This is a genomic window from Geobacter anodireducens, assembly GCA_001628815.1.
GTDB lineage: Bacteria > Desulfobacterota > Desulfuromonadia > Geobacterales > Geobacteraceae > Geobacter > Geobacter anodireducens.
The window spans coordinates 2131083-2152879 of sequence record CP014963.1; the positions used below are offsets into that span (position 1 = coordinate 2131083).

Genomic DNA, 21797 nt, shown 5'->3' on the forward strand with positions numbered 1-21797 from the left:
AATTTTCTCAGAATGCAACCCAAACAACGGATTCATTCACCGGCCTGGCCATTGACAATTCCAGAAGATTCCTGTTTAACTGGGGGCATGAACAAAAAACGCCCCCAAAAAACCGTACTCGCAGCCGGCCCCTCCTCCAAGCGAGGCGATCTGATCGAGCTTGCCGTCACCGCCCTTGACGAGGATGGAAACGGTATCGGCATCCACGACAGCACCAACGTCCATGTGACAGGGGCTCTGCCTGACGAACGGGTGCGGGCGCGCCTCACCCACGTGGGCAAGAAGCACTTCCATGCAGAAACGGTCGAGGTGCTCCGTCCCTCCCGGGCACGGCTTGCGCAAACGCCCTGCACCAGAACCGGCAGGTGCGACGGGTGCCCGCTGATCGTCATGCATTATCCGGACCAGTTAACCTGGAAGCGTACCTTCACCGAGCGCCAGATCCGCCGCTACCAGACCCTGGGCGCTGCGGAGGTGCTGGCGACGCTCCCCTCCCCCAATCAGCTTCACTATCGCAACTCGGCGAAGCTGGTGGTTTCGGGAACGTTCCGCCGTCCGGTCATCGGCATTTACCGGCGCAACAGCCACCAGGTCATGGATATCGGCGAATGCCCCCTCCATCACCCTCTCATCAACCGGATCGTTGCAGCCGTGAAGGAGGGAATCGCCAAATGCAAGGTCCAGGTCTACAATCCGCGGACCGGGAGTGGCATTCTCCGCTATCTGGCGATCCGGGTCTCGGAGCGGACAGGCACTGCCATGGCAGTGTTCGTTACGGTCGAGCGCAATTACAACGAAATCCACCACCTGGCGAAACATCTGCAGCAGAGCGTCCCCCAGGTTGAGGTGGTTGCCCAGAACGTCAATCCGTCAGAAGGGAATGTCATCCTCGGACAGCGGGACTACTTCCTGACCCGCCCCCATGCCCTTACGGAGGAGTTGGGCGGCATCCGCTTCACCATCTCGCCCCGGTCCTTTTTCCAGGTAAACAGCGGCGGTGCCCGGATCATATACGAGACGGTCCGCCAATGGAGCAACCTGACCGGCAAGGAGACCGTTGTCGATCTCTACTGCGGCATCGGCGGCATCGCCCTTTTCCTCGCGGGAACGGCCCGGGAGGTTCACGGCATCGAGGTGGTGGAAGCCGCGGTGAGCGACGCCGAAAGCAATGCCCGGTTAAACCGCATCCACAACTGTACCTTTGAGGCGGGCGATGCGGCCGGGTTGCTTGAGGAACTCGTGGACGACGGTGAACGCCCTGACTTGGTCGTGCTCAATCCGCCGCGCAAGGGATGCGACGCCGGCGTTCTCAAGAAAGTCGCCGCTGCCGGGCCATCGCGGATAATCTACGTTTCCTGCGCCCCTGCAACCCTTGCCCGCGATCTTGACATCCTCGCCGGCCTTGGGTATGCCACCCGCCGGGTTCAGCCCGTCGACATGTTCCCCCAGACCCCCCACGTGGAGAACATAGCCTTGCTGATCAAGGAGTTGCCGCGCCATGACCGGCTTGAGCCTCCTGCAAAGGAGCGCAATCGTCCCCGGGCTCATCGCAACGCAAAAGGGGGAGCCGTCTGAGGCTCCCCCTTTTGGAGACATCGCTATGCAGCTTTTTGTAGAAGCTGTTATTTTCTGAGCACCTTCACGACCGAGGAGAAGTCCTCCTCGCCCCGCCCGTCCTTGACGCCCTGCTCATAGGTGGCGCAGGCCACCTTGGCTGCCGGCAGTTCCAGACCGAGCTTTTCAGCCTTCTCCAGGACCAGTTCCAGTTGCTCGTGCACGTATTTGAGGGCCAGGTTGCGCGTGAAATCGCCGCGTGCAATGCTGCGCCCCTTGGAGTGGAAGAGCGGCGAGGCCACTCCGCCCGAATCGAGCACCTCGAGAATCCTGTCAGCGGTGAAGCCGAGCTTCTCACCGAACACGACAGACTCGGCAAGGGCCTGCATGAGCTCGGCCTGGACCAGGTTCACCACCAACTTCATCCGGGTGGCGTCACCAATGCTTCCCACATGGATGATGTTCAGCCCGAAGAACGAGAACAGCTCGCGGCAACGACCGACCAGGGAGGGGTCCCCTCCCGCCAGGATGGTCAGGAGGCCGTTGGCGGCATGCTCTTTGGTGCCCCACACCGGGGCGTCCAGGTACATGACGCGATGCTTGGCCGCCTCATCGGCCATTTCCATGGTACTCGTCAGGGAGTGGGTCCCCATGTCGACGAGGATCGTACCGGGATCAATGCCGGCAAAAATCCCGTCGGGCCCGTAAATGTCCGGACGGAGCCGCTCCTTTTCGGGCCGGATGTGGATGACGATATCCCTTCCCTTTGCAGCCTCGCGGGGTGCGGACGCGCCCGTGGCGCCCAGAGCTGCCAGATCGGCAACCGCTTTCGGGTCCGAATCATAAACCGTCAGTTCGTAATTCCCCTTCAAGAGGTTGGCAGCCATGTGCCGACCGACCGTACCCAACCCCAAGAAACCGACTTTTCTCAGCATAGAATGCCTCCTGGTTCACATGATAAAACACTGTCACGGATGGTTCACAATACTACATGCTCTTGTGCGCCGAGACAATAGTCCAGTTTAAAAAATACGGCACAACAAGCTGAAACAAAGATACCGTTGAATGCTTCATCCGGCAAACGATATTCGCACAGTACCGGTCAGTGCGGCATCAGCGATGTTTCACAACCCCCACGCGGTCGCACCACGGGACAAGAACACAGGTTGAACAGCGGGGGGAGACGGGAGTGCAGTGATTCTGGCCGAAGGTGACGAGATAATCGTTGATGACCAGCCAGTAGCGGTGCGGAAGGATGCGGCGCAGGGCAAACTCCGTTTGCTCGGGGGTTTTGGTCCGGATGTATCCCCAACGGTTGCAGATCCGGTGGACGTGGGTGTCGACGCAGATACCCGGCTTCCCGAAACCGAGGGTGATCACCAGGTTTGCCGTCTTGCGCCCCACCCCCTTGAATGCGAGAAGCTCGTCGAGGTCATCGGGGACCCTGCCGCCGTACCGCTCCAGAAGGAGACGGCAGATATCGAGGATCTGTTCGGCCTTGGTGCGGTAAAAGCCCACCGGATAGATGGCCTTCTCGATGTCCTCCTTTGACAGCCGCACCATCGCTGCCGGCGTATCTGCCAGGGCGAAGAGGCGCTCCGACGCCGGGCCGGTGGTCCGGTCCTGGGTGCGCAGCGAAAGGATGCAGGAGACGAGAACCTTGAAGGGATTGCCTTCTCGCTGCGAAACAATGGTCACCGCCGGGGACGGCCACTGTTTAACGACCTCCTCCAAGCCGGCCATGACGACGTGGATGTCGTCTTCCTTCATGAAAGTCCCCGGTTCCTGAAGATGCGCATCAGGAGCACACCCAGGATCGACAGCGATATTCCCACGCAGAAAAAGAGATACCCGAGCGTTCTTCCGTCTCCCCAGCCGAAGAAATCACGGCCGTCCATGAACCCGATCAGGTACAGCCCTGCAAACGTCAGCAGCCCGCCGACCACATACAGCCCCATCGCCACGACCGCCAGAGCGATCCCCTTATCCTTGACCATTAACCGTCTCCCCTTCCTTCCGCGCCTGGCCCTGCGTGCAGCCAAGCTACAGTCGGGCATTCTATCGAAATGGGCCAACCATGCAACGCCAATGTGAAAACGCTCCCATGTATACGTCTGCCCCTTGCCAAGGCTGTCATGGCGTGGTTTAGTTGACAGGGAGGCTGTCACATCATGAAACTGGTCGATCTTCACGTTCATTCATACCATTCCGACGGAGTCCTTGCCCCGGCCGCGCTGGTTGCCATGGCTGCCGAACGGGGGCTCGCATCTCTTGCCATTGCCGATCACGACGCCGTTGACGGCATTGACGAGGCAGTGGCGGAAGGCACGCGGCTCGGCGTCGACGTCATCCCCGCCGTGGAGCTTTCCGTTGAATTGGGACGCTTCAGCGACGTGCATATTCTCGGCTACTGCATTGATCACCACGACCCCGCTTTTCGCGAACGCCTCGCCGGCTTCAGGACGGCACGCGACAACCGGGGCAAGGCGATCCTCGAAAAAGTCAACCGCCGCCTGCTCCACTCCCGCAAGGCCCCCCTCTCCTACGAGGAGGTTCGCTCCATGGCCGGCGGCGCCGTGGGGCGGCCCCACATCGGCCGCGTACTGATCGAGCATGGACATGCACGGGACATGGAAGACGCCTTTCGGCGCTATCTGATTCCCTGCAATGTCCCGAAGCGCTACATGCCGGCTGGCGAGGCAATCGCCGAAATCCGCCGCATAGGCGGCGTGTCGGTATTAGCCCATCCTCCCACCATCACCGATAACCGCCGCCGGCTGCGGCAGGTTGTCGAACAACTGGTGCACCTGGGTCTTGACGGGCTCGAAGTGTTCAACAACCTCTGCTTCAAGGACGACATGCTCTACTTCGAACGCCTCGCCGAGGAATTCGGGCTGCTGATGACGGGGGGATCCGACTTCCACGGCTTTGAGGACGACGTGGAACTGGGGAGCGGCCGCGGCGGTCTTGCCGTTGCCCACGGTCTGGCGGAAAAGGTGAAGGAACTGGCAGCGCAACGAAAACACTCCCACGCCTGACAACCGGCATCACGGGTGACGCCCATGGCCGACGCACGGGAAGTTCTCGAAATCATGAGAGAAGTTGCCAAAACTCGAATTGCCATGCTGCGGGACGGCACGACATTCCACCAGGGAGACAAACGTGCCTATCTTCTCCAGCAATACGAAGAGAAGCTCGCGCAGATCGAACACCTCATCCGCAGAATCAGCATCCATATCGTCGGCCCGGATGAAACGGACCGGCCGCGCCCCGCCAAGTAACAGGCTCCAGCGAAAAAACGGGGAGTGTTACGCGCTCCACTCCCTCACACCCGCAGCGCCTCAATCCGGGTCGCCGTCCGTATCGGTGCTATCCTCGCCCGGCTGGTGACGATACTTCACCTCGAGGGCGAGAAACGGCCCCACAATAGCATCGAACAGATCCCGGCCGCAGGACACGCGGTCGATCCTGCCGTGCTCCAGGTAACCATAATAGCGGCAACCGCCGAAACAGAGGGGCAGATAGGCGCAACTCAGGCACTCCTCGTTCTTCCAGCCCCCAAGGCCATGGCTGGCGGCATGGTCGGACGGGCCGTCATTGAGGCTGCCTGCCGCGAGCCCTTCGATGCCGATAAAGGCGGGACAACGGTAAAAGGTCCCGTCATGGTTCACAATGAGCGAGTCCTCGGCCTCAATGGCGCAGAAATGCGGGGAAAGCCCCGGTGCGGGGAATCCTCGGCGCAGAAGCTCCTCGCGGATGAAAAGAGTGGCATCCTTGAGCCAGGGTTCATTCACCGATGCACATCCCCCGGTAAACTCGGGGAGTGCCCGGTTCTCTCCCGCCGACATGACCGCGTTGAACCGCATGAGAGCGAGCCGTTCCGGGCCGAGCCCCTCCGCCACGAGCAGATCGAAGAGACGCGGATATTCACGGTAGGTTTCTGGAGTGAAGTTGCCGCCGATCTCCAGGGCAATGAGGTCCGCAACGGCCTTGAGGTTGGCGAGAATGACAGAAAAACTTCCCTCGCCTCCCACGAACGGCCGGGCCGCATCGTGGACATCCGGAGGGCCGTCAAGGGTAACCGTTGCGCCGACGAGACCCAAGGGGATGAGCTCCTCTACCAGTTCCCGGGTCAGGAGCGTTCCGTTGGTGGTCAGGGAAAAACTGAAGGACAGGCCGCGGGCATCCATCACTTTCTTCAAGGGACGGGCAATGCGCCGAATGGTGGGAACGCTCAGAAGCGGTTCGCCGCCGTAGAACCTGAGCGACAGCGATCTCCCCTCGGCAACGGGCCCTGAAACGAGGTACGCCACCAGGCGATCCGCCGTGTCGTCGTCCATGAAATGCGCCCCCCTCCTGTTTCCCTCGAAACAGTAGGAGCAGGCCAGGTTGCAGCTCAGGTTCAGGATGACCAGAGCGCTGAACGATCGGCTCACCCGGTTGCTCTCATCGATGAAGGAGCGCATTTCCTGCTGTTCGCTGGCGTGATCGGGCACGAGAAACCCCAGTTCGGCCAGGATCTGCTCCTCGTCGGCGTCGAGCCTCCGGCACCGATGGCAGCAAGCAACTCATCATCCACCAGGATGAGTGCTCCCCGCTTGGCGGAAAACAGGATGGACGTGCCCGGTCGGTCCGGGCAGGGAGTAATAATCACATGGCGCGACAAGACCACAAATCACCTCATCGGGCAGTTCCGACCGCCAACAATGTTGCCGGATGGCACGGGTTCACCAAAAGAAAAAGGGGAGATTGCTCTCCCCTCTTCTTGAAATCCGACTACGAGTGAAACTATGCAACCCGGCCAAAAATAACAACACACATGTATCCGGGCTGGTTCGGGTTCCGAATGGACCCTGCGTTGAGGACGGCGATTCGAGTTGACTTTTTCATGTCTGTTAACTCCTCCCTCCTGGATAGTGGCACGACGTTTGGTTGAACGTAATTGCAAACGCACCACATTGTCAACTAGAATTTTAAGCAATGTGCACGTGTCACAACAATTTTACTTTAACAATCAACCTTAAATCATTGCGTAACATTAAAAATCGAATTTTATGCCTCCCTCAAACCAGCGACCAGGGTTCTTAAGAGTTGCATCCATATACTGTGCCCCATTAAACAGATTGCGGGCCGCCAGAAAGAGCTCCACCCGGAGCCGCTCGCTCCGAAAAATTTGTCGTGCCGCGTTCAAGTCCCAGATCATCGCATTATATCGACCCTGATTGGAACTGTCCGCATTCCACCAAATATAGCGTCCCACGAGGTTTGCCCTAGTATCCCTCAGGTCGTCGTACTGTATAACAGCATTGACCGTCTGCCGAGCTGCCAAGGGAATTCGTTGATGCGCGTTGCGATCTGTCGAATCCACAAAGGTATAGCCAACTCCCAGCGTTGTAAAAAGAAACGGGATGGTCTTCACCTCCACTTCAACCCCTTGTCGCCGCTGCTTTTCCTGGTTTTCATAACGAACCCGGCCATCATCTGTGGGCGTGGCAACCAAGGCATCAGAAACATCATGCAGGAAAAAGGTCGATTTGAGCCAGAGGTAACGAAGAAGAGACGTCTCGAATCCGGCCTGCCAGGAGAGAACCTTTTCCATCTTCAAATCGGGGTTGGGGACTAAAGCAAAACCGTCGCCCATCGTATGAGTTACCGGGGGCACCGTAAATCCCCGCGCCACGGCGCCACGCAGCACCGTGTGCTCACCGATGCCCCAGGTCACCCCGAGGCTGGGGCTCAGAAAGTCACCATTGGTGGTCGTGTAATCGAAACGGATGCCCGGGGTTATGGTCAGAGGTCCCAGCACAATGGTGTCATTGGCAAAGATGGCCGATTTTGCAATGTGTGAACGGACGGAAGACTGTCCAATTCCCGCGACATTCTGCTCCAGCCTGAAATCACCCCGGTCAAATTCGGCCCCAACGGTGAGGCTGTGGTCGCCGGTACGCCAGACGAGCTTGGTGGTGGCGCCGAAGGAACGGTCATCCAGCAGCGAGGCATCAACGAGGCCGGTATCAAGGGCGTGGCGGAGCTGGTCGTATTCCAGCCACTGGGAGCGGAGCGAAAGGTCCCAGTCGATCCGCTCGGTGAGGGGGAGCGAGATGGAGAGCGTTGTCAGCAGGTTGTCGAACGTATTGTCATAGGACGCACGGGCGACAGGGTCCATTTGGTCGCCACGGTCGCCGGCACTATAGCCGAGAGAGAAGCGAATATCGCCGCCGTCGGGCAACTGGTGGGTCAGTTTCAGGTACGCCCGGTCGGTATCGACGCTGTTGTGGGGAAGAAGACCGTCGGAGTGGAGTTTGCCGCCGTAGAGATAGTAGCCGAACTGTCCCACCGTGCCGGTGAGTTCGCCCCGGTAGTCACCGGTGAACCGCTCGCCCAGGGATGCCGATGCCATGCCGGCCGCGGCCTTTTCCTCCTCGGGGGACTTTGTGATGACGTTGATGATGCCGCCCAGGGATGAGCCCCAGGAGGTGGAGGCTGGACCCTTTATAATCTCGACCCGCTCGACATTCTGAACCGGGATGGCGCCCACGTCGGCGAAGCTTGAGGAGGCACTGGTCTGGGAAACGCCATCAATCAGGACGAGTACCTGATTGGGATTCGACCCCTGGATACCGGGGAAGGCGAGGCTGCCGGGACCGCCCCGCCAGTCCTGCTGAACGCCGGTTATGGTGACCAGAACGTCTGCCAGGGTATGGGCGTTCAGGTTCCTGATCTCTTTGGCGGTAATGACGGTAATGTTTTCAGCCACCTGGGAGACGGGTTTGGGATCCCGGGTGGGGGTCACCACCAGTTCCTTGTCCTCGTAGAACATCTCAAGGACCCTCATCTCCTCGTTGGCCTGGGCCCAGGCGTACTTTTGGCAACCTGTCGGGACAAGCAGCATCGACAGGCCGAGCAATCCAATCACTGGAATAAGGGTTCGTCTTCTGTTCTCAACGCGTCGAATGTCCATCCGCCCCCCAGCCCCGGAACGGGATATGCGCTACCTGGTGTCGCACTGCGCGGATTGAGCCATGCAAAATAAATTCCGACCCTGATTTGGCGGTCACCGCGTCTCACATCACCCGTTGTCAGCAGAAATCTCCAGATTAATAACAATTCAAAATTACTGGCTTATCACCTCTTCATGTGGTACAAAATTGATCAATCAACGTACGTTACAAACAAAATGGCACTGAAATGGCAAAATAATACCTCATTCGAACCGTTCAATTCCGGGGTATGCCCCCCAAGTTCTCATGGATATCAGGGGCAGACGAGTACCACATGCATTGAATCTGTCCAGAAACACTGTCAAGCAAATGACACGCGCACCGTTTCATTTGCTGCATATTTGACGAATGCCCCGGAGTTCCATGTGAAGGCCACGTTTTGCCGGGGCAACGGGGCAATGGCGAGGTATAGTATACACCAGGTTATCCTTTGTCGCACAACCTAACAGGATCATTACCATTTGTCTACTATAACCACATGACTCGAAGAATCCTTCTCATTCTCGTCATCACCCTTCTGGCCGCGCACTGCGAAGCGGCCCAGAAGATTCTCGCACTTCAGAGCGTGAGAGTAGTCCCTTACGAAGAGGCTCTCCGGGGGGTGAGAAGCGTGGTGAGCGGGACCGTCAAAAGGGTCGTCATCTCGGAGATGGAAGGGGTCGATGTGGCGCGGATGGTGCGTGACGAGCGCCCGGACGTGATTCTGGCAATCGGGGCCGAGGCCCTGGCGAGGGTCAAACGGGTTAAGGACACCCCCATCGTCTACCTGATGGTTCTCGACCCCCAGAGCACCCTCACCAGCGGCGAAAACCTGACCGGCGTCAGCATGAACGTCCCGCCCGAACGGCAACTGGCGGCGCTGCAGAGCCTCATGCCGCGACTGAGGAAGATAGGGATTCCCTATAACCCGTCCCGGTCGGGCATACTTGCGCGCAAGGCCCAGGCCGCGGCCCGCTCGCTGGGGATCGAGCCGGTCGCCCGCGAACTCCGCTCCGCCCGCGATGTGGTCCCGGTGGCTGAAGGGATGAAGGGGGAAGTGGACGCTCTCTGGATGCTTCCCGACACCACGGTGGTGACTCCCGAGAGCATAGAGTTTCTCCTTCTCTTTTCGCTCACCAACAGAATTCCCATTCTGACGTTTTCCGACAAGTACGTGCAGATGGGAGCCATCATGGCGCTCGATATTGATCCCTACGACCTGGGGAGACAGGGAGGAGACCTGGTCAGGAGAATACTGTCGGGAACCCCGGTGGAACAGGTCCAGCGAGCCGAACCCCGCAGCATTGTCATGACGGTTAATGCTAAAGTTGCGCGCAAGCTCGGTCTGACGCTATCCGAAGAGGCCCTTGGCAGGGCCAGGGTCATTCGATAGGAGAGACCATGGGCATGCGCGAGACGCTAAAACAACGGCACGATAGTCTGGGCCTCAGTTTTTTCCTCCTCTTTGCCTCAACGATTGCCGTTATATCCATATCGTTCACCGTTATGTTCTACCAACAGCAACGGCGTATCCTGCGGGAGAACGTCACCCATGAGGGACAGATTCTCGCGCGGCTTTTGGCCCACAACGCCCGGCTGGGGGTCTTTGCGGAGAACGGCGAATTGCTCAAGGACCCGGTGGAGGGCATCCTGCAGCATGAGGGGGTGCTTTTCGTCTCAGTCATTTCGGCAGCCGGGACCCCCATCCGGGAACAGGCCCATGGGAAAATGCTCAAGACGCCGGGACGGAAACTGCCCAACTGGAATGCACACTTTAACGATGTGCGCGCGAGCTGGATTCCTCACGCGTTCGAGGAAGCCGATCTCTTTGAATTCTGGGCGCCCATCGTATCCATCGCACCGTTTCAGAGCGCCGATGCGCTGATATTGGGGCACGAGGCGCAAGACAAGGAAAAAATCCTGGGCTATGCCCGCATCATTGTGGACAAACAGCCCCTCAAGCGGCGTCTTGACACGTTCCTGTTCACCTGCAGCATACTCGCCGGCGGATTTCTGGTGCTGAGCACTATTCTCACCTATCTCGTAGTCCGCCGGATCACCAACCCCCTCGACCGGCTCACCGTCGGCATCAAGGCACTGGAACAGGGTGGCGGCTTTGTTCCGGTAAAGGTCGAGCGCAATCACGAAATCGGGCGCCTCGCCAATGCCTTCAACCACATGGCCGAGACCCTTAAAAAACGCGAAGCGGAGAAAGAACAGCTGGCCGAAGAGCTCCGGCACGCCCAGAAGATGGAAGCAATCGGCACCCTCGCGGGTGGCGTGGCCCACGACTTCAACAATATTCTTACAGCCATCGTCGGCTTCGGCACACTCCTGCAACGCAGCCTGAACAAGGACAACCCCTACCAGATTTACGTGGACCAGATCCTTAACGCTGCCGACCGCGCCACGACGCTGGTAAAGCGGCTGCTGGCCTTTGGCCGCAAGCAGGTCATCACTCCGTTCCCCACCGATCTGAACGGGATCATTCAGAGCATAGAGAAACTTCTGGCCCGCCTCGTGAGTGAAGATGTGGAGTTCAAGGTATCACTCTTCCAAGAGCCTCTCGTCTGCCACGTGGATTCGGGACAAATCGACCAGATCCTCATGAATCTCGTAACCAATGCCCGCGATGCCATGCCTGCGGGAGGACGCCTCACGCTGACGACCGATGCGACGGTTCTGGACGAAAATTCATTCGGCTCGCTGGAACAGTGCCGGCCGGGACGTTATGCCGTTTTGACCATCAGCGATACGGGTTTTGGCATGGACCAGGAGACGAAGGAACGGATCTTCGACCCCTTTTTCACGACCAAGGAGGTCGGAAAAGGCACCGGCCTCGGCCTGTCGATGGTATATGGCATCGTGCGGCAGCATGAAGGGTTCGTCACCGTTGATTCCGAGCCGGGCACCGGAACCACCTTCCGCATCTATCTTCCGATCGTGGCATTGTCGGCAAGAGTTGAAGAGGAAGCACCGCCGGTCGTCACAAAGGGGAACAGGGAAACCGTGCTGCTGGCGGAGGACGACAAGGCGGTCAGAAAGCTTTCCCGCCACGTGCTCGAACGCAACGGCTACGAGGTAATCGAAGCCACTGATGGAAACGACGCTGTCAAAAAATTCACCGAAGCCGCCGGCAAGATCGATCTTGTTCTGCTCGATGTGGTGATGCCCGGCAAAAACGGCCAGGTCGCCTACGCGGAAATGAAACGGATCCAGCCGGCTGTCAAGGCGCTCTTCATCAGCGGCTATACAAAGGACATCATCGGCAGCAAGGGCTTCCTGGCCGAAGATATCAACTTCATCGCCAAACCGGTCAAGCCGGATCAACTGATCGCACGGGTGCAGGAAGTGCTGAAGAACTGAACGAAAGAAGTGCACAAAAAAGCCCGCTTTCGCGGGCTTTTTTGTGCATGCCGTCCGAAGTGGAGAGCTTCTATTTCTTGCCGTCCATGAGGACTACAGTTCCGTCGTCCAGATCGTACTTGGCTTTGACGATCTTCAGCGTGCCTTCTTTGACGAGGTGCCGGATAACGGGCGATTTCTTGGTCAGGCTGGCGGCAACGAGATCGAGATTGGCATCGGTGGCAGCCTCGACGATCTCGGCCTGCGACTTGCCCTTTCCGTCCTTCAGGGCTTTTGCGGCAGCAGGGGCAATGGTCTTGACAATGGATCCGATATTGCCCTCCGCCTTTCCCTTCGCCTCGACAGTGGCGGTCACCGCACCGCAACGCTCATGCCCGAGGACCATGACAAGGGGTGATCCGATATGTTCGGCCGCATACTCGATACTGCCCAGGACCACTGGGTCGGGAATGTTTCCTGCCACGCGAATCACGAATATTTCACCCATGGTCTTGTCGAAAATAATCTCGGGCGGAACGCGGGAATCTGAGCACGAAAGGATTATCGCGTAAGGCTGTTGCCCCTTGGCCAATGACTCGCGCTTGGCCGTGTCGCTGGCGCTGCACGCCTTCATCTGCCCCGCCACATACCGCTTGTTGCCGTCCATCAGCCGTTGCAGGGCCTCGTCCGCCGTCACGCCCACGCCGCCGGAGCCGAATGCCAGGACCGCGGATATGACCACCACGCCGGCGCTCAGAATCATCCCTTTGATCATGGTACCTCTGTTTTTCATGCCACTCCCTCCCTGGGTGTAATGATGTGTAATCACTAACTATCAGCCACACATTATCATGTCAATCCCGAAATTCCGCCCGGCACGGATCAGCAACACCCTCCGCCCTTGTTGCCGACAACGCCGGCCAGCCACTCATTGATCATTCCCGATGCACAGCCGACCCCGGCGTCCACATGGATCGCCGCTGCCGGACAATTCACCGCGCAGGCCCCGCACTCCATGCAGGCGTCGCGTGTACCGATCTCGGCCTTTTTGCCTGCAAGGCGAAACACCTGGTGCGGACAGACCTCAACACACATGCCGCAGCCGATGCAGCGCTCCGGGGCAAGCTTCAGAGTGGCGACATTGGCAAGATACTGGAAACCGATCATGCTACCTCCTGGTCAAAACGGCAGGAAACCGCCGAACAGCCATGACGAAAGACCGGCCACGAGCGCGGCGGTCATGATGGGAAGGGCAACCCGCATCTCCTTCCTGACGCCCGAACGCGAGGTAAAGGGCGTGCTTCCGGTAAACGTCAGGGCCAGGAACGAGCAGACGGCAGGGGCAATAAAAAAGAGAGCTGCAGCCTCATGAAAGGAAACAATGCCTCGTCCGAACCAGGCAAGGAGGGCGGAGAGCACTAGGCCGAGCAATGCCCCCTTCACGGCAAAGCTTCGGCCGGGAAGCCATGGCAGCAGAAATGGAGCGCCAACGGCTCCGGTCACGATCGTCGCCACCCAGGCAATGGCCGCAGGAACCGCCCTCCCCGGCGAGAAGGCTCCGCCTGAAAATCCCGCGGCCAGGACGACCAGGGCCAGGACGGGCAGACCCCATGTGCAGGCGGCAACCAGTTCGATGGGGGTGAGAACGAGCCGTTCGGCAGTCGTGAACGTGAGCTGCCGCATGGCAGGCGTCGCTGTCATGCCGTTATCGAGATAAGCCGGCAGGTCTGCGGCCCGGATGGTGGCATACCTGACCTGAAAGCCGGTTCGCTGCCGCACCAGATGGGCAGCCACGCCGGGAGCCCCCAGCATGGGCAGCAGCAGCGTGCGATGGCTCACGAGCAGCGGCAGGCCGGTGAGGGTGATGCGTTTGACGATCTCGTCGGTGCCGAAGGTTCCCTTGCCGGCAGCGCACCAGACATTGATGCCGTGGGTTTCCAGGACCAGGAGCCAGATGTCTCTGCCGGCCAGTTCCCGGCGGACGATATCATAGCTCATCTTGTAGTTGGCAGTGACCACCACCGGGTCGCCGGGGCCGGGAGCGCCGATGGCGTAAACACCGGGCGGTACCAGGTACGACATGCGTCCGATACCCCAGCGGGCCTGCCAGGCTCCGAGGGTGTCGCGCGCCGTCAACTGCGCGGAGATGGCCGGCACGCGCCCCGCAGGGGTATCGACCCAGCGGAGGAAACCAGGCACCTTTTCGTCAATGGCCCCGCTGACCGCGGGCGTCCTGGGACCTCAGCAGGGGGGGCGGTCCACGTCGGGTCCGGGCTGACTCATGCCTCTTTCTCCAACATCTTTGTCATGGTTTTTCACGGTCGTACCCATGAACCATAGCTCCGCATGCGGCCGTCAAAGGTCATCGAGCCTGACACCGAGCCGCCCGGCAAGATCATCGATGAACTGACGGGCAGCGCGTCCCGACCGGCTCCCCCGGTACATGGCCCACAGATGCGCTTCCTTCCGGAGCGCCTCCCGCTCCACGGGGAGGCCGAATTTCTCCGCATACCGCTCCACGATGGACAGATACACGTCCTGGCTGAACGGATAGAACCCCAGCGCCATGCCGAAGCGATCGGCCAGGGAGAGCTTTTCGGACACGGCCTCTTCGGGATGGATCTCGCTGCCCAGGTTGTCCTCCATCCGCTCGGGAAGCAGGTGGCGGCGATTCGAGGTGGCATAGAACAGAATATTCGTCGGCTTTGCTCGATGCTGCCTTCCAGAAGGGCCTTGAGCTCCCGGTACCCGCCCTCCCCTTCACCGAAGGAGAGGTCGTCACAGAAAAGGATGAAGCGCCGCGGCACTGTTCTCAGGGCGGCAATGAGCGCCGGCAGGCTTGTCAGGTCGTCCCGCTGGACCTCCACGAGCCGCAGCCCCCGGTCCGCGAACAGCCGGAGCATCCCCTTGACGCAGGTCGATTTGCCGGTGCCCCGCTCACCCCACAGCAGGACGTTGTTGGCGGGGTAGCCGTCCATGAACTGGGCGGTATTCCGGATCAGGTCCTCGCGGACCAGGTCAATGCCCACCAGATCGGCAGGATCGGGCAGATGGGGATGCGCCACCGGCTCGAACGTGCCCCGCTCCCCCGACCGGCGCCAGCGAAAGGCTATGGCTCCGTCGAAAAAGGCGGGATCCCGGGGAAGAACCGGATCATGGCGGTCAATGATCCGTTCAAAGCGTTCGAGCAGCCGCTCCAGCCTGGCGGCGAGATTGCTCCAATCGGTGTCCATGGTTACTTCAGCCGCCCCTTAATGTTCTTGAATTCCGTCTCATCCGTCAGGTAGCGCTGGGGAGGAAGCTTGGCGATCTCGGCCTGGACCCGCTGAATCCGCTCCGACGTGAGGGGGTGGGTCGAAAAGAACCGGGCCACGTTACTCTGGGTGCCGCCGCCCATGGCGTTCAGCTTCTGGAAAAAGCTCGTCAGGCCGTTGGGATTGTATCCGGCCTTGTACATGGTCTCCACACCGAGAAAATCAGCCTGGTTTTCGTATTCCCGGCTGTAGGACATCATGCCCGCCTTGCCGAAGAGCTGGCCGGCCAGTTGCGCCAGCATGTTGGGGTTATCCCCCAGGACAAGGGAAAGGACCAGGGAATAGCCATACTCCTGGGTCATCTGACGGGTGCCGTGGCGGGCGACCGCATGGTTGATCTCGTGGGCCAGGACGCCGGCCAGCTCCGTTTCGTTGTCCGCCGCCTTCAGCAGGCCGGTGTGCACATACACGCGCCCGCCCGGGATGGCGAACGCATTGACGCTGTCATCCTTCACCACCTTGAAGACATAGTCGAATTCCACGGTACGGGCGCCGGCCAGCAACCGCCTGCCCACCTTGTCCACGTAGCGCTGGACCTCCGGGTCGTTCACGGGCTGCTGCTGCTTTTCGATTTCCGCGGCAAACTTGTTGCCCAACTCCTTCTCCTGCTCGATGGAGATCATGTTGAAACCCTTGATGTCGGTCATGCTCGTGGCACAACCGGCAAGGATACCCAGGGCCACCAGCGGTCCAAGCAACCATTTCGCCACCTTCATAGCCATCCTCCTTGGTTTGTTTATCAGCTCACAATTGATTTCAGGGAACACTCCCGCTCCCAGGCGAGATAACCGTCCCCTTCGATGGCCCAGAATGCCTTGATCCGCTCTTCATAAAAGGAGAGATCAGAGCACTCGCGGTCTATTTCCTCAAAAAAAAGTCCGTCCAGCAAGTCCCGCTCCAACAGGAACCGGAAAAAGGCCCGCACCCCTGCCAGGTGGATCGCCAGCTCATCGATGGAGGGCTCCACCGTATGAACGATGTACCAGTTGCCCCCGAACCGGCGGACGATGCCCGGCTGCTCGTCGAAAAGACTGCGATGCATGAATCCCACGACGAAATCGCGGACGAAATGGTCGGCCCCGCTGGCGAGCAGGGTGGCCTCCCGGGGATCAACTCCCTGTTCGAGCAGGGAAAAGTAGAACCGCGAGAGAAGCTTGCGGCAGAGGTTGTCGGCACGGATCTCGTCATCCACCGAAGTAATGACGAAATCGGCCTTGTCAATGACGAGCTCGCCTTCAAGCTCGGCGGCCGGTGAATAGGATGTTGTCATGCAACCACCTTTCGCTTGTGAAAATGATCAGACCCGCGGGTCAAGGGCGTCCCGAATCCCCTCGCCCAGCAGATTGTAGGCCAGTACGGTCACCAGGATGGCTCCGCCGGGGAACAGCGAAAGCCACCAGGCGAACTCGATGTAGTCCTTGCCCGAGGTGAGGATGTTGCCCCAGCTCGGCGTGGGGGGCTGGACCCCGATGCCGAGAAAGGACAGGGCCGATTCGGTGAGAATGGCGCCGGCCACACCAAGGGTGGCGGACACCAGGACCGGCGATACGGCGTTCGGCAGGATATGGCGGAACAGTATCCGCACATCCGATGCGCCGAGGGCACGGGCCGCCAGCACGAAGTCCCTCTCCCGCAGCGACAGTACCTCGGCCCGCACGAGCCGGGCCACCCCCATCCAGCCCGTGAGGCCGATGATGGCCATGATGTACCAGATGGACGGCTCCAGAAAGGCGATCACCGCGAGGATGAGAAAAAACGTGGGAAAGCAGAGCATGATGTCCACGAACCGCATGGTGACCGTATCGACAAGCCCGCCGTAGAAACCGGAAACCAGACCGAGCACCGTGCCGATGATCACGGCAATGCCTACTGATACGAATCCCACCTTGAGCGAGATCCTGGCTCCGTAGATAACGCGGGTAAAGACGTCCCGCCCCAGTTCGTCGGTGCCGAACCAGTGTTCGGCCGACGGGGGGAGCAGGACGCGGTAGGCGTCGATGGCGTCCGGGTCCCAGGGGGTGATGTAGGGAGCCAGAAACGAGATTGCAAAGAGCACCACCACAACCATGCCGCCGGCCAGGGCGAAACGGTTGCGCCGGAAACGTTTCCAGAAGACCGTATGGAACCAGCTGTCGCGGAAGGCCATCCCCTACCCCCTTCCGTGCCGGATGCGCGGATCGGCCATGGCATAGCAGACATCGGCCAGCAGATTGCCGATGAGCGTGAGGAATGCCCCGATGACGAGAATCCCCATGACGAGCGGATAGTCGCGGGCCATGACCCCTTGATAGAAGAGCTGTCCCATGCCCGGGATGGCGAAAATCGTCTCGAAGATGACACTCCCTCCGATGAGCCAGGCAGGGAAAAACCCAGAAGCGTGATGACGGGCAGCAGTGCGTTCCGCAGGGCGTGGCGGTAAATGACCACGCGCTCGGACAACCCCTTGGCCCGGGCGTGGTGATGTAGTCCTGGCGGATCACCTCCAGCATGTTCGAGCGCATGTAGCGTGACAGCCCCGCCAGACTGCCGAAAGTTGCCACGAACACGGGCAACACCAGGTGCTTTACCATATCCGCGAACCATGCCAGGGGTGAAAGGTTCTCGCTCCCCAGGGAGTGGAGCCCCGAAATGGGAAGCCATCCCAGCTTGACCCCGAACAAGTACATCAGCAGCAGCGCCAGCCAGAAGGTCGGCACGGCGAACCCGAGAAAGACGAAGAGGGTTATGCCCTTGTCATAGATGGTGTCCCGGTGGGTGGCGGCAAAGATGCCGATGGGGATGGCAAGGCCGAATTCCAGGATCAGGGCGATTATGTTCAGGGAGAGGGTCACCGGGATCCTCTCGGCGATCTTGTCGGTCACCGGCCGGTTGTCCGGGGCGAAGGAGCGGCCGAAGTCGAGCTTCACGATGCGGCCGACCCAGGACACGTACTGCTCATGGAGCGGCTTGTCGAGTCCGTAGAACTCCCGGAGCCGCTCGCGGGTCTCGGCGGTGATCTTGGGGCTCATGGCGGTCATGGCCTCCACCGGCTCCCCGGGGGCGAGCCGGATCACCACGAAGGTGATGAGGGTGATCCCGAACAGCAGCGGGATCATGGCCAGGAGTCGCTTGAAGATGTAAACGGCCATGTCAGTGCACCTGCTCTTCTTTCGGCACGTACCAGCGGATGAAGTTGTACATGATGCCGGCCGGCGCGGGCTCGATTCCCCTGAACCGGGCGCTCACCGCGGGCAGGGCATCGGGGACGTAGAGAAAGGTGTAGGGCTGCTCCTGGGCCAGGATCTCCTGGATGCGCCAGTAGCAGCGCCTGCGCTTCTCCTGGTCGAAGGTGCGGCGCCCCTCCTCGATCAGGCGGTCCACCTCATCGTTTTTGAAGCCGACGAAATTCAGTTCCTTGGGACCGGTCTTGCTCGAATGCCAGACATCGAAGATATCGGGATCCTGGGGGATCGTCCACCCCATGATGAGGGCATCGAAATTCCGCTTGTCGATGAAATTTGTCAAGAGCGACGCCCATTCCAGCACCCGGATCTTCACGTCGATCCCGACCTTGCGCAGCCGGCGCTGGATGATCTGGGCGGTCTTGAGCCGCTGGTCGTTGCCCTGGTTCGTCAGAATGGTGAAGCTCAGCGGCTTGCCGTCCTTCATCAGGATGCCGTCGGGCCCGGTTGCGCGCCACCCCGCCTCGGCAAGCAGGTGACTGGCCCGCACCGGGTCGTAGCCCGGGTCGCGCACCGTGGGATTGTGGGCCCAGGTCCCCGGCTTGAAGGGGCCCACCGCCACCTGGCCGAGCCCCAGGAGCACACCGTGAATGATCTCGTCCTTGCTGAGGGCATGGGCAATGGCCTGGCGCACGCGACGATCGGCAAAAAGCGGATTTTTCAGATTGTATCCCAGGTAGGTGTAGGCTGAGGCCGGATAGCGGTACTTGGCGAAGCGGGAGCGAAACTCAGGGGTATCCGTCTGCCGGGCGTACTGGACCGGCGAGAGTCCCATCAAGTCCACGCCGCCTGCCTTGAGTTCCAGGTACATGGTGGAATTGTCGGGGATGATCCGGTAGATGTAACGGTCGATGTACGGGCGGCCCTCGTAGTAGTCGTGATAGGATTCGAGGACGATCTTCTGACCGGCGACCCATTCCTTGAACCGGTAGGGCCCGGTTCCGACGGGACGACGGGAGAGTTCGCTCTTTGTGATGTCCTTCCCTTCCAGCAGATGAGCCGGGAGAATTCCCATCCCCCAGGAGGCCAACGCAGGGGCGAACGGCTTGGCATAGGTAACGCGGAAGGTGTAGGGATCGGGTGCCTCGGCGGTCTTAACCTGCTTGAAATCCTCGGCATACGCAGTGGGGGTCTTCGGATCCACCGTCACCCGGTAGGTGTAGAGCACGTCACGGGAGGTGAACTCCACGCCGTCGTGCCATTTCACCCCCTTGCGGAGATGGAAGGTGATGGTGAGGCCGTCGGGAGAAACCTGCCACGACTCGGCCAGTTCCCCCTCCAGATTCAGGTTCTTGTCGTAACGGACAAGGCCATTGAAGACATTGCCCGCCACCTCGTGGGATGCCGAGTCGGACGCCAGCAGGGGAAGCAGGTTCGACGGCTCGCCAATGGTACCCACCACGATGGCGTCACCGTAAGCGGGCGTGCCCGGTCCGCGCACGGCAGGGGCTCTCGCGCGGTCTTCGCCGCTGCACGATACGACCAGCAGCAGGGCAAGAAGGCAGCCGATCCACCGCAACGTCATCTCTCCTGGCTCTCCCCCCTGACCTTGCGCTTCTTCTCGATAATATCCTTGCGCCCGGGCTCCGTTTCGAGAATCTTCCGGTAGAGTTCAAGGGCCTTGCGATGCTCGCGCCGGGCCGCATAGGCGTCGGCCAGATGCTCCATGATGGTGAGATCGTCGTCCACGAGCTTTGTCGCCCGTTCCAGGAGCGGTATGGCTTCATCATAACGCTTCAGCTTGAAATAGACCCAGCCGAGACTGTCGAGGATGAACCCGTCATTGGGGCGGAGTTCAACCGCCTTTCTGAGATACTGCAACGCCTCGTCCAATTTTATGCCGAGCTCCGCATAGGTATACCCCAGGTAGTTCAGCGCCTGGGCATCATCCGGCGCGATGGTCAGCACCTTCTTCATCCTGGCAATGGACTCGTCCTTGTTCCCCATCTTGTCGTATAGGGTGCCCATGCGGAAGTGCAGGCGCGGATCACCCCCGAACTCACCTTCCACCGCCTTCAGCACCGCCAGGCCCTCGGTGTAGTGGTCGAGGGACTCGTATAGGCCAGCCAGATAGAGGTGAAGCTCCAGATGGCTCGGGTATGCGGCAATGGCATCCTTCAGGACGGCAATCCCCTTTTCGGGATTCCCCATATCCTTGTGGATGAACGCCATGTGCCCTACTGCCTCGAAATAGTTAAAGGAGCCGGGAGGTATCCGGCCGAACTCCTCCAGCGCCCGGCCGTATTCTTCCTTTTCTTCATAGGCGGTCGCCAGATAGAAGCGGATTTGCAGGGCATTGGGCTCACGCTCCAGAATTTCGCGGAATTCGGCGATGGCCTCGTCGTACTTCTCGCTCTCAAGGTAGATGAGGCCGATCTTGCGGGATGTTTCCAGCCCGCCGACCCCCTTCTCCTTGAGGCCCCGGAGAAGGGGCAGCGCATCGTCGAACCGCTGCTGCTGGAGATAGAGCTGGACCAAGTGCTGCAGGACGTTCAGGTTGAAGGGATTGATATCCAGCAGGCCCTTGTAGGTGGCGATGGCGTCATCGTGAAGCCCCATCCCCTCCTGGACGATTCCCAGCTCAATGATGGCCTGCTCGAAGTCCGGCTTCAGCTCAATGGCCTTCCTGTAATAGTTGGCGGCCTCCTTCTGGAGCTTCATCTGATCATAGGTTTTGCCCAGGTAATAATAGCCGAGGGACGAGTCGGGCTTGACCTTGACGAGGGACTTGAGCGTGTCCACCGCCTTCTCGTACTCGAACAGCTTCAGGTAGGATACGGCCAGATGGACGTAGGCCTCTTCCCGGGAAGGATCGAGCTCGATGGCCTTTTCCAGGTGGGGAACCGCCTCCCTGTCGCGCTTGAGGCTTGCCAGAATGGCACCTGCCAGCAGACTGGCCTGGCGAAACGAGGGGTCGAGCCGGATGGCGTTCTCACACGCCCTGAGCGCGTCTTCGGCGCGCCCCGTCTTCATGTAGATTTCAGCAACCGCGGTATGGAGATACGCAGAGCCCGGATCGGCTTCGATGGCTCCGTTGAGCAGCGTGAGGGCGCCCTCCACGTCTCCTTCCAGCAACTGCAGCCGTGATCTGGCATAGATGTACAGGGCACGCGACCCGGCGATGTCTACGGTCGGCGTGAAACTCGCCTCGTTGGCGTGAGGCGTTCCTACCGTCCCACTGGTAGCGCAGCCGGGAATAGCAAGGAAAAGAGCCAAGAGCGCTGCAACGGTTGTCATATTCATGGAGACACCTGCCGTGACGGTCGGTCGCGGGCACGCGACAACGGACGGGGGCAGTCGAAGCCCCGCTCGCCACACAATGGATTCCGTTGTCGTGGAATGATCCTTAAGTCGTGATCCGCACCGCCCCTAAAGACAGTCGA

The 21797-nt window shown here is 60.0% G+C and carries 17 protein-coding genes and 3 pseudogenes; 5 read left to right on the plus strand and 15 right to left on the minus strand.

What is annotated here, in order from left to right:
- Positions 1-87: 87 nt before the first annotated feature.
- Entirely contained in the window at positions 88-1575 is a 1488-nt protein-coding gene (locus tag A2G06_09740; GenBank protein ID ANA40525.1) for a 23S rRNA (uracil-5-)-methyltransferase RumA, read from the plus strand.
- A 47-nt stretch (positions 1576-1622) separates the two neighbouring features.
- Here the strand turns inward: A2G06_09740 and A2G06_09745 are convergent, their stop codons facing one another.
- The 3 genes from A2G06_09745 to A2G06_09755 form a co-directional block, all read right to left on the minus strand.
- The gene (locus tag A2G06_09745; protein ID ANA40526.1) at positions 1623-2489 is read right to left on the minus strand and encodes a 3-hydroxyisobutyrate dehydrogenase; all 867 of its coding nucleotides are present in this window, start codon (positions 2487-2489) and stop codon (positions 1623-1625) included.
- Between the two features lie 178 nt (positions 2490-2667).
- The gene (locus tag A2G06_09750) at positions 2668-3324 is read right to left on the minus strand and encodes an endonuclease III (protein ID ANA40527.1); all 657 of its coding nucleotides are present in this window, start codon (positions 3322-3324) and stop codon (positions 2668-2670) included.
- On the minus strand, positions 3321-3551 hold the full coding sequence (locus tag A2G06_09755) for a hypothetical protein (GenBank protein ID ANA40528.1): 231 nt from the start codon (positions 3549-3551) through the stop codon (positions 3321-3323). The genes A2G06_09750 and A2G06_09755 overlap by 4 nt, the downstream gene beginning before the upstream one ends.
- A gap of 174 nt (positions 3552-3725) precedes the next feature.
- Here A2G06_09755 and A2G06_09760 point away from each other — a divergent pair, with 174 nt between their 5' ends.
- Both A2G06_09760 and A2G06_09765 read left to right on the plus strand, forming a co-directional pair.
- Positions 3726-4592, plus strand: a complete 867-nt coding sequence (locus tag A2G06_09760) for a phosphatase (GenBank protein ANA40529.1) — start codon at positions 3726-3728, stop codon at positions 4590-4592.
- Positions 4593-4616: 24 nt separating this feature from the next.
- Positions 4617-4835 (plus strand): hypothetical protein, encoded by a 219-nt coding sequence (locus A2G06_09765; GenBank protein ID ANA40530.1) that lies wholly within the window; start codon positions 4617-4619, stop codon positions 4833-4835.
- A 60-nt stretch (positions 4836-4895) separates the two neighbouring features.
- Here the strand turns inward: A2G06_09765 and A2G06_09770 are convergent.
- Positions 4896-6226: pseudogene (locus A2G06_09770) on the minus strand (radical SAM/SPASM domain-containing protein).
- 366 nt (positions 6227-6592) lie between these two features.
- On the minus strand, positions 6593-8389 hold the full coding sequence (locus tag A2G06_09775; protein ANA40531.1) for a hypothetical protein: 1797 nt from the start codon (positions 8387-8389) through the stop codon (positions 6593-6595).
- A 644-nt stretch (positions 8390-9033) separates the two neighbouring features.
- On the opposite strand from A2G06_09775, the gene A2G06_09780 reads away from it, so the two are divergent.
- Both A2G06_09780 and A2G06_09785 read left to right on the plus strand, forming a co-directional pair.
- Positions 9034-9927 (plus strand): ABC transporter substrate-binding protein, encoded by an 894-nt coding sequence (locus tag A2G06_09780; GenBank protein ANA40532.1) that lies wholly within the window; start codon positions 9034-9036, stop codon positions 9925-9927.
- A gap of 8 nt (positions 9928-9935) precedes the next feature.
- Positions 9936-11900: a hybrid sensor histidine kinase/response regulator gene (locus tag A2G06_09785; GenBank protein ID ANA40533.1), complete on the plus strand. Its 1965-nt coding sequence runs from the start codon at positions 9936-9938 to the stop codon at positions 11898-11900.
- 70 nt (positions 11901-11970) lie between these two features.
- On the opposite strand, the gene A2G06_09790 is transcribed toward A2G06_09785, so the two are convergent.
- The 10 genes and pseudogenes from A2G06_09790 to A2G06_09835 form a co-directional block, all read right to left on the minus strand.
- Positions 11971-12672 (minus strand): carbonic anhydrase, encoded by a 702-nt coding sequence (locus A2G06_09790; protein ID ANA40534.1) that lies wholly within the window; start codon positions 12670-12672, stop codon positions 11971-11973.
- A gap of 89 nt (positions 12673-12761) precedes the next feature.
- Positions 12762-13046, minus strand: coding sequence for a ferredoxin (locus A2G06_09795; GenBank protein ID ANA40535.1), 285 nt, complete (start codon positions 13044-13046; stop codon positions 12762-12764).
- Between the two features lie 12 nt (positions 13047-13058).
- Positions 13059-14036, minus strand: a complete 978-nt coding sequence (locus tag A2G06_09800) for an acetyl-CoA synthase subunit gamma (GenBank protein ID ANA41646.1) — start codon at positions 14034-14036, stop codon at positions 13059-13061.
- A gap of 198 nt (positions 14037-14234) precedes the next feature.
- A pseudogene (locus A2G06_09805) lies at positions 14235-15112 on the minus strand (ATPase).
- 2 nt (positions 15113-15114) lie between these two features.
- Positions 15115-15909 carry a peptidase M48 gene (locus A2G06_09810; protein ANA40536.1) on the minus strand — a complete coding sequence of 265 codons (795 nt, stop codon included), beginning with the start codon at positions 15907-15909 and terminating at the stop codon, positions 15115-15117.
- Positions 15910-15932: 23 nt separating this feature from the next.
- A complete protein-coding gene (locus tag A2G06_09815) occupies positions 15933-16463 on the minus strand; it encodes a hypothetical protein (GenBank protein ANA40537.1) in 531 nt (176 codons plus the stop codon).
- Between the two features lie 27 nt (positions 16464-16490).
- Positions 16491-17339, minus strand: a complete 849-nt coding sequence (locus A2G06_09820) for a peptide ABC transporter permease (GenBank protein ID ANA40538.1) — start codon at positions 17337-17339, stop codon at positions 16491-16493.
- A 3-nt stretch (positions 17340-17342) separates the two neighbouring features.
- A pseudogene (locus A2G06_09825) lies at positions 17343-18321 on the minus strand (diguanylate cyclase).
- A gap of 1 nt (position 18322) precedes the next feature.
- Entirely contained in the window at positions 18323-19939 is a 1617-nt protein-coding gene (locus A2G06_09830; GenBank protein ID ANA40539.1) for a peptide-binding protein, read from the minus strand.
- Positions 19936-21657 (minus strand): hypothetical protein, encoded by a 1722-nt coding sequence (locus tag A2G06_09835; GenBank protein ANA40540.1) that lies wholly within the window; start codon positions 21655-21657, stop codon positions 19936-19938. The genes A2G06_09830 and A2G06_09835 overlap by 4 nt, the downstream gene beginning before the upstream one ends.
- Positions 21658-21797: the final 140 nt, after the last annotated feature.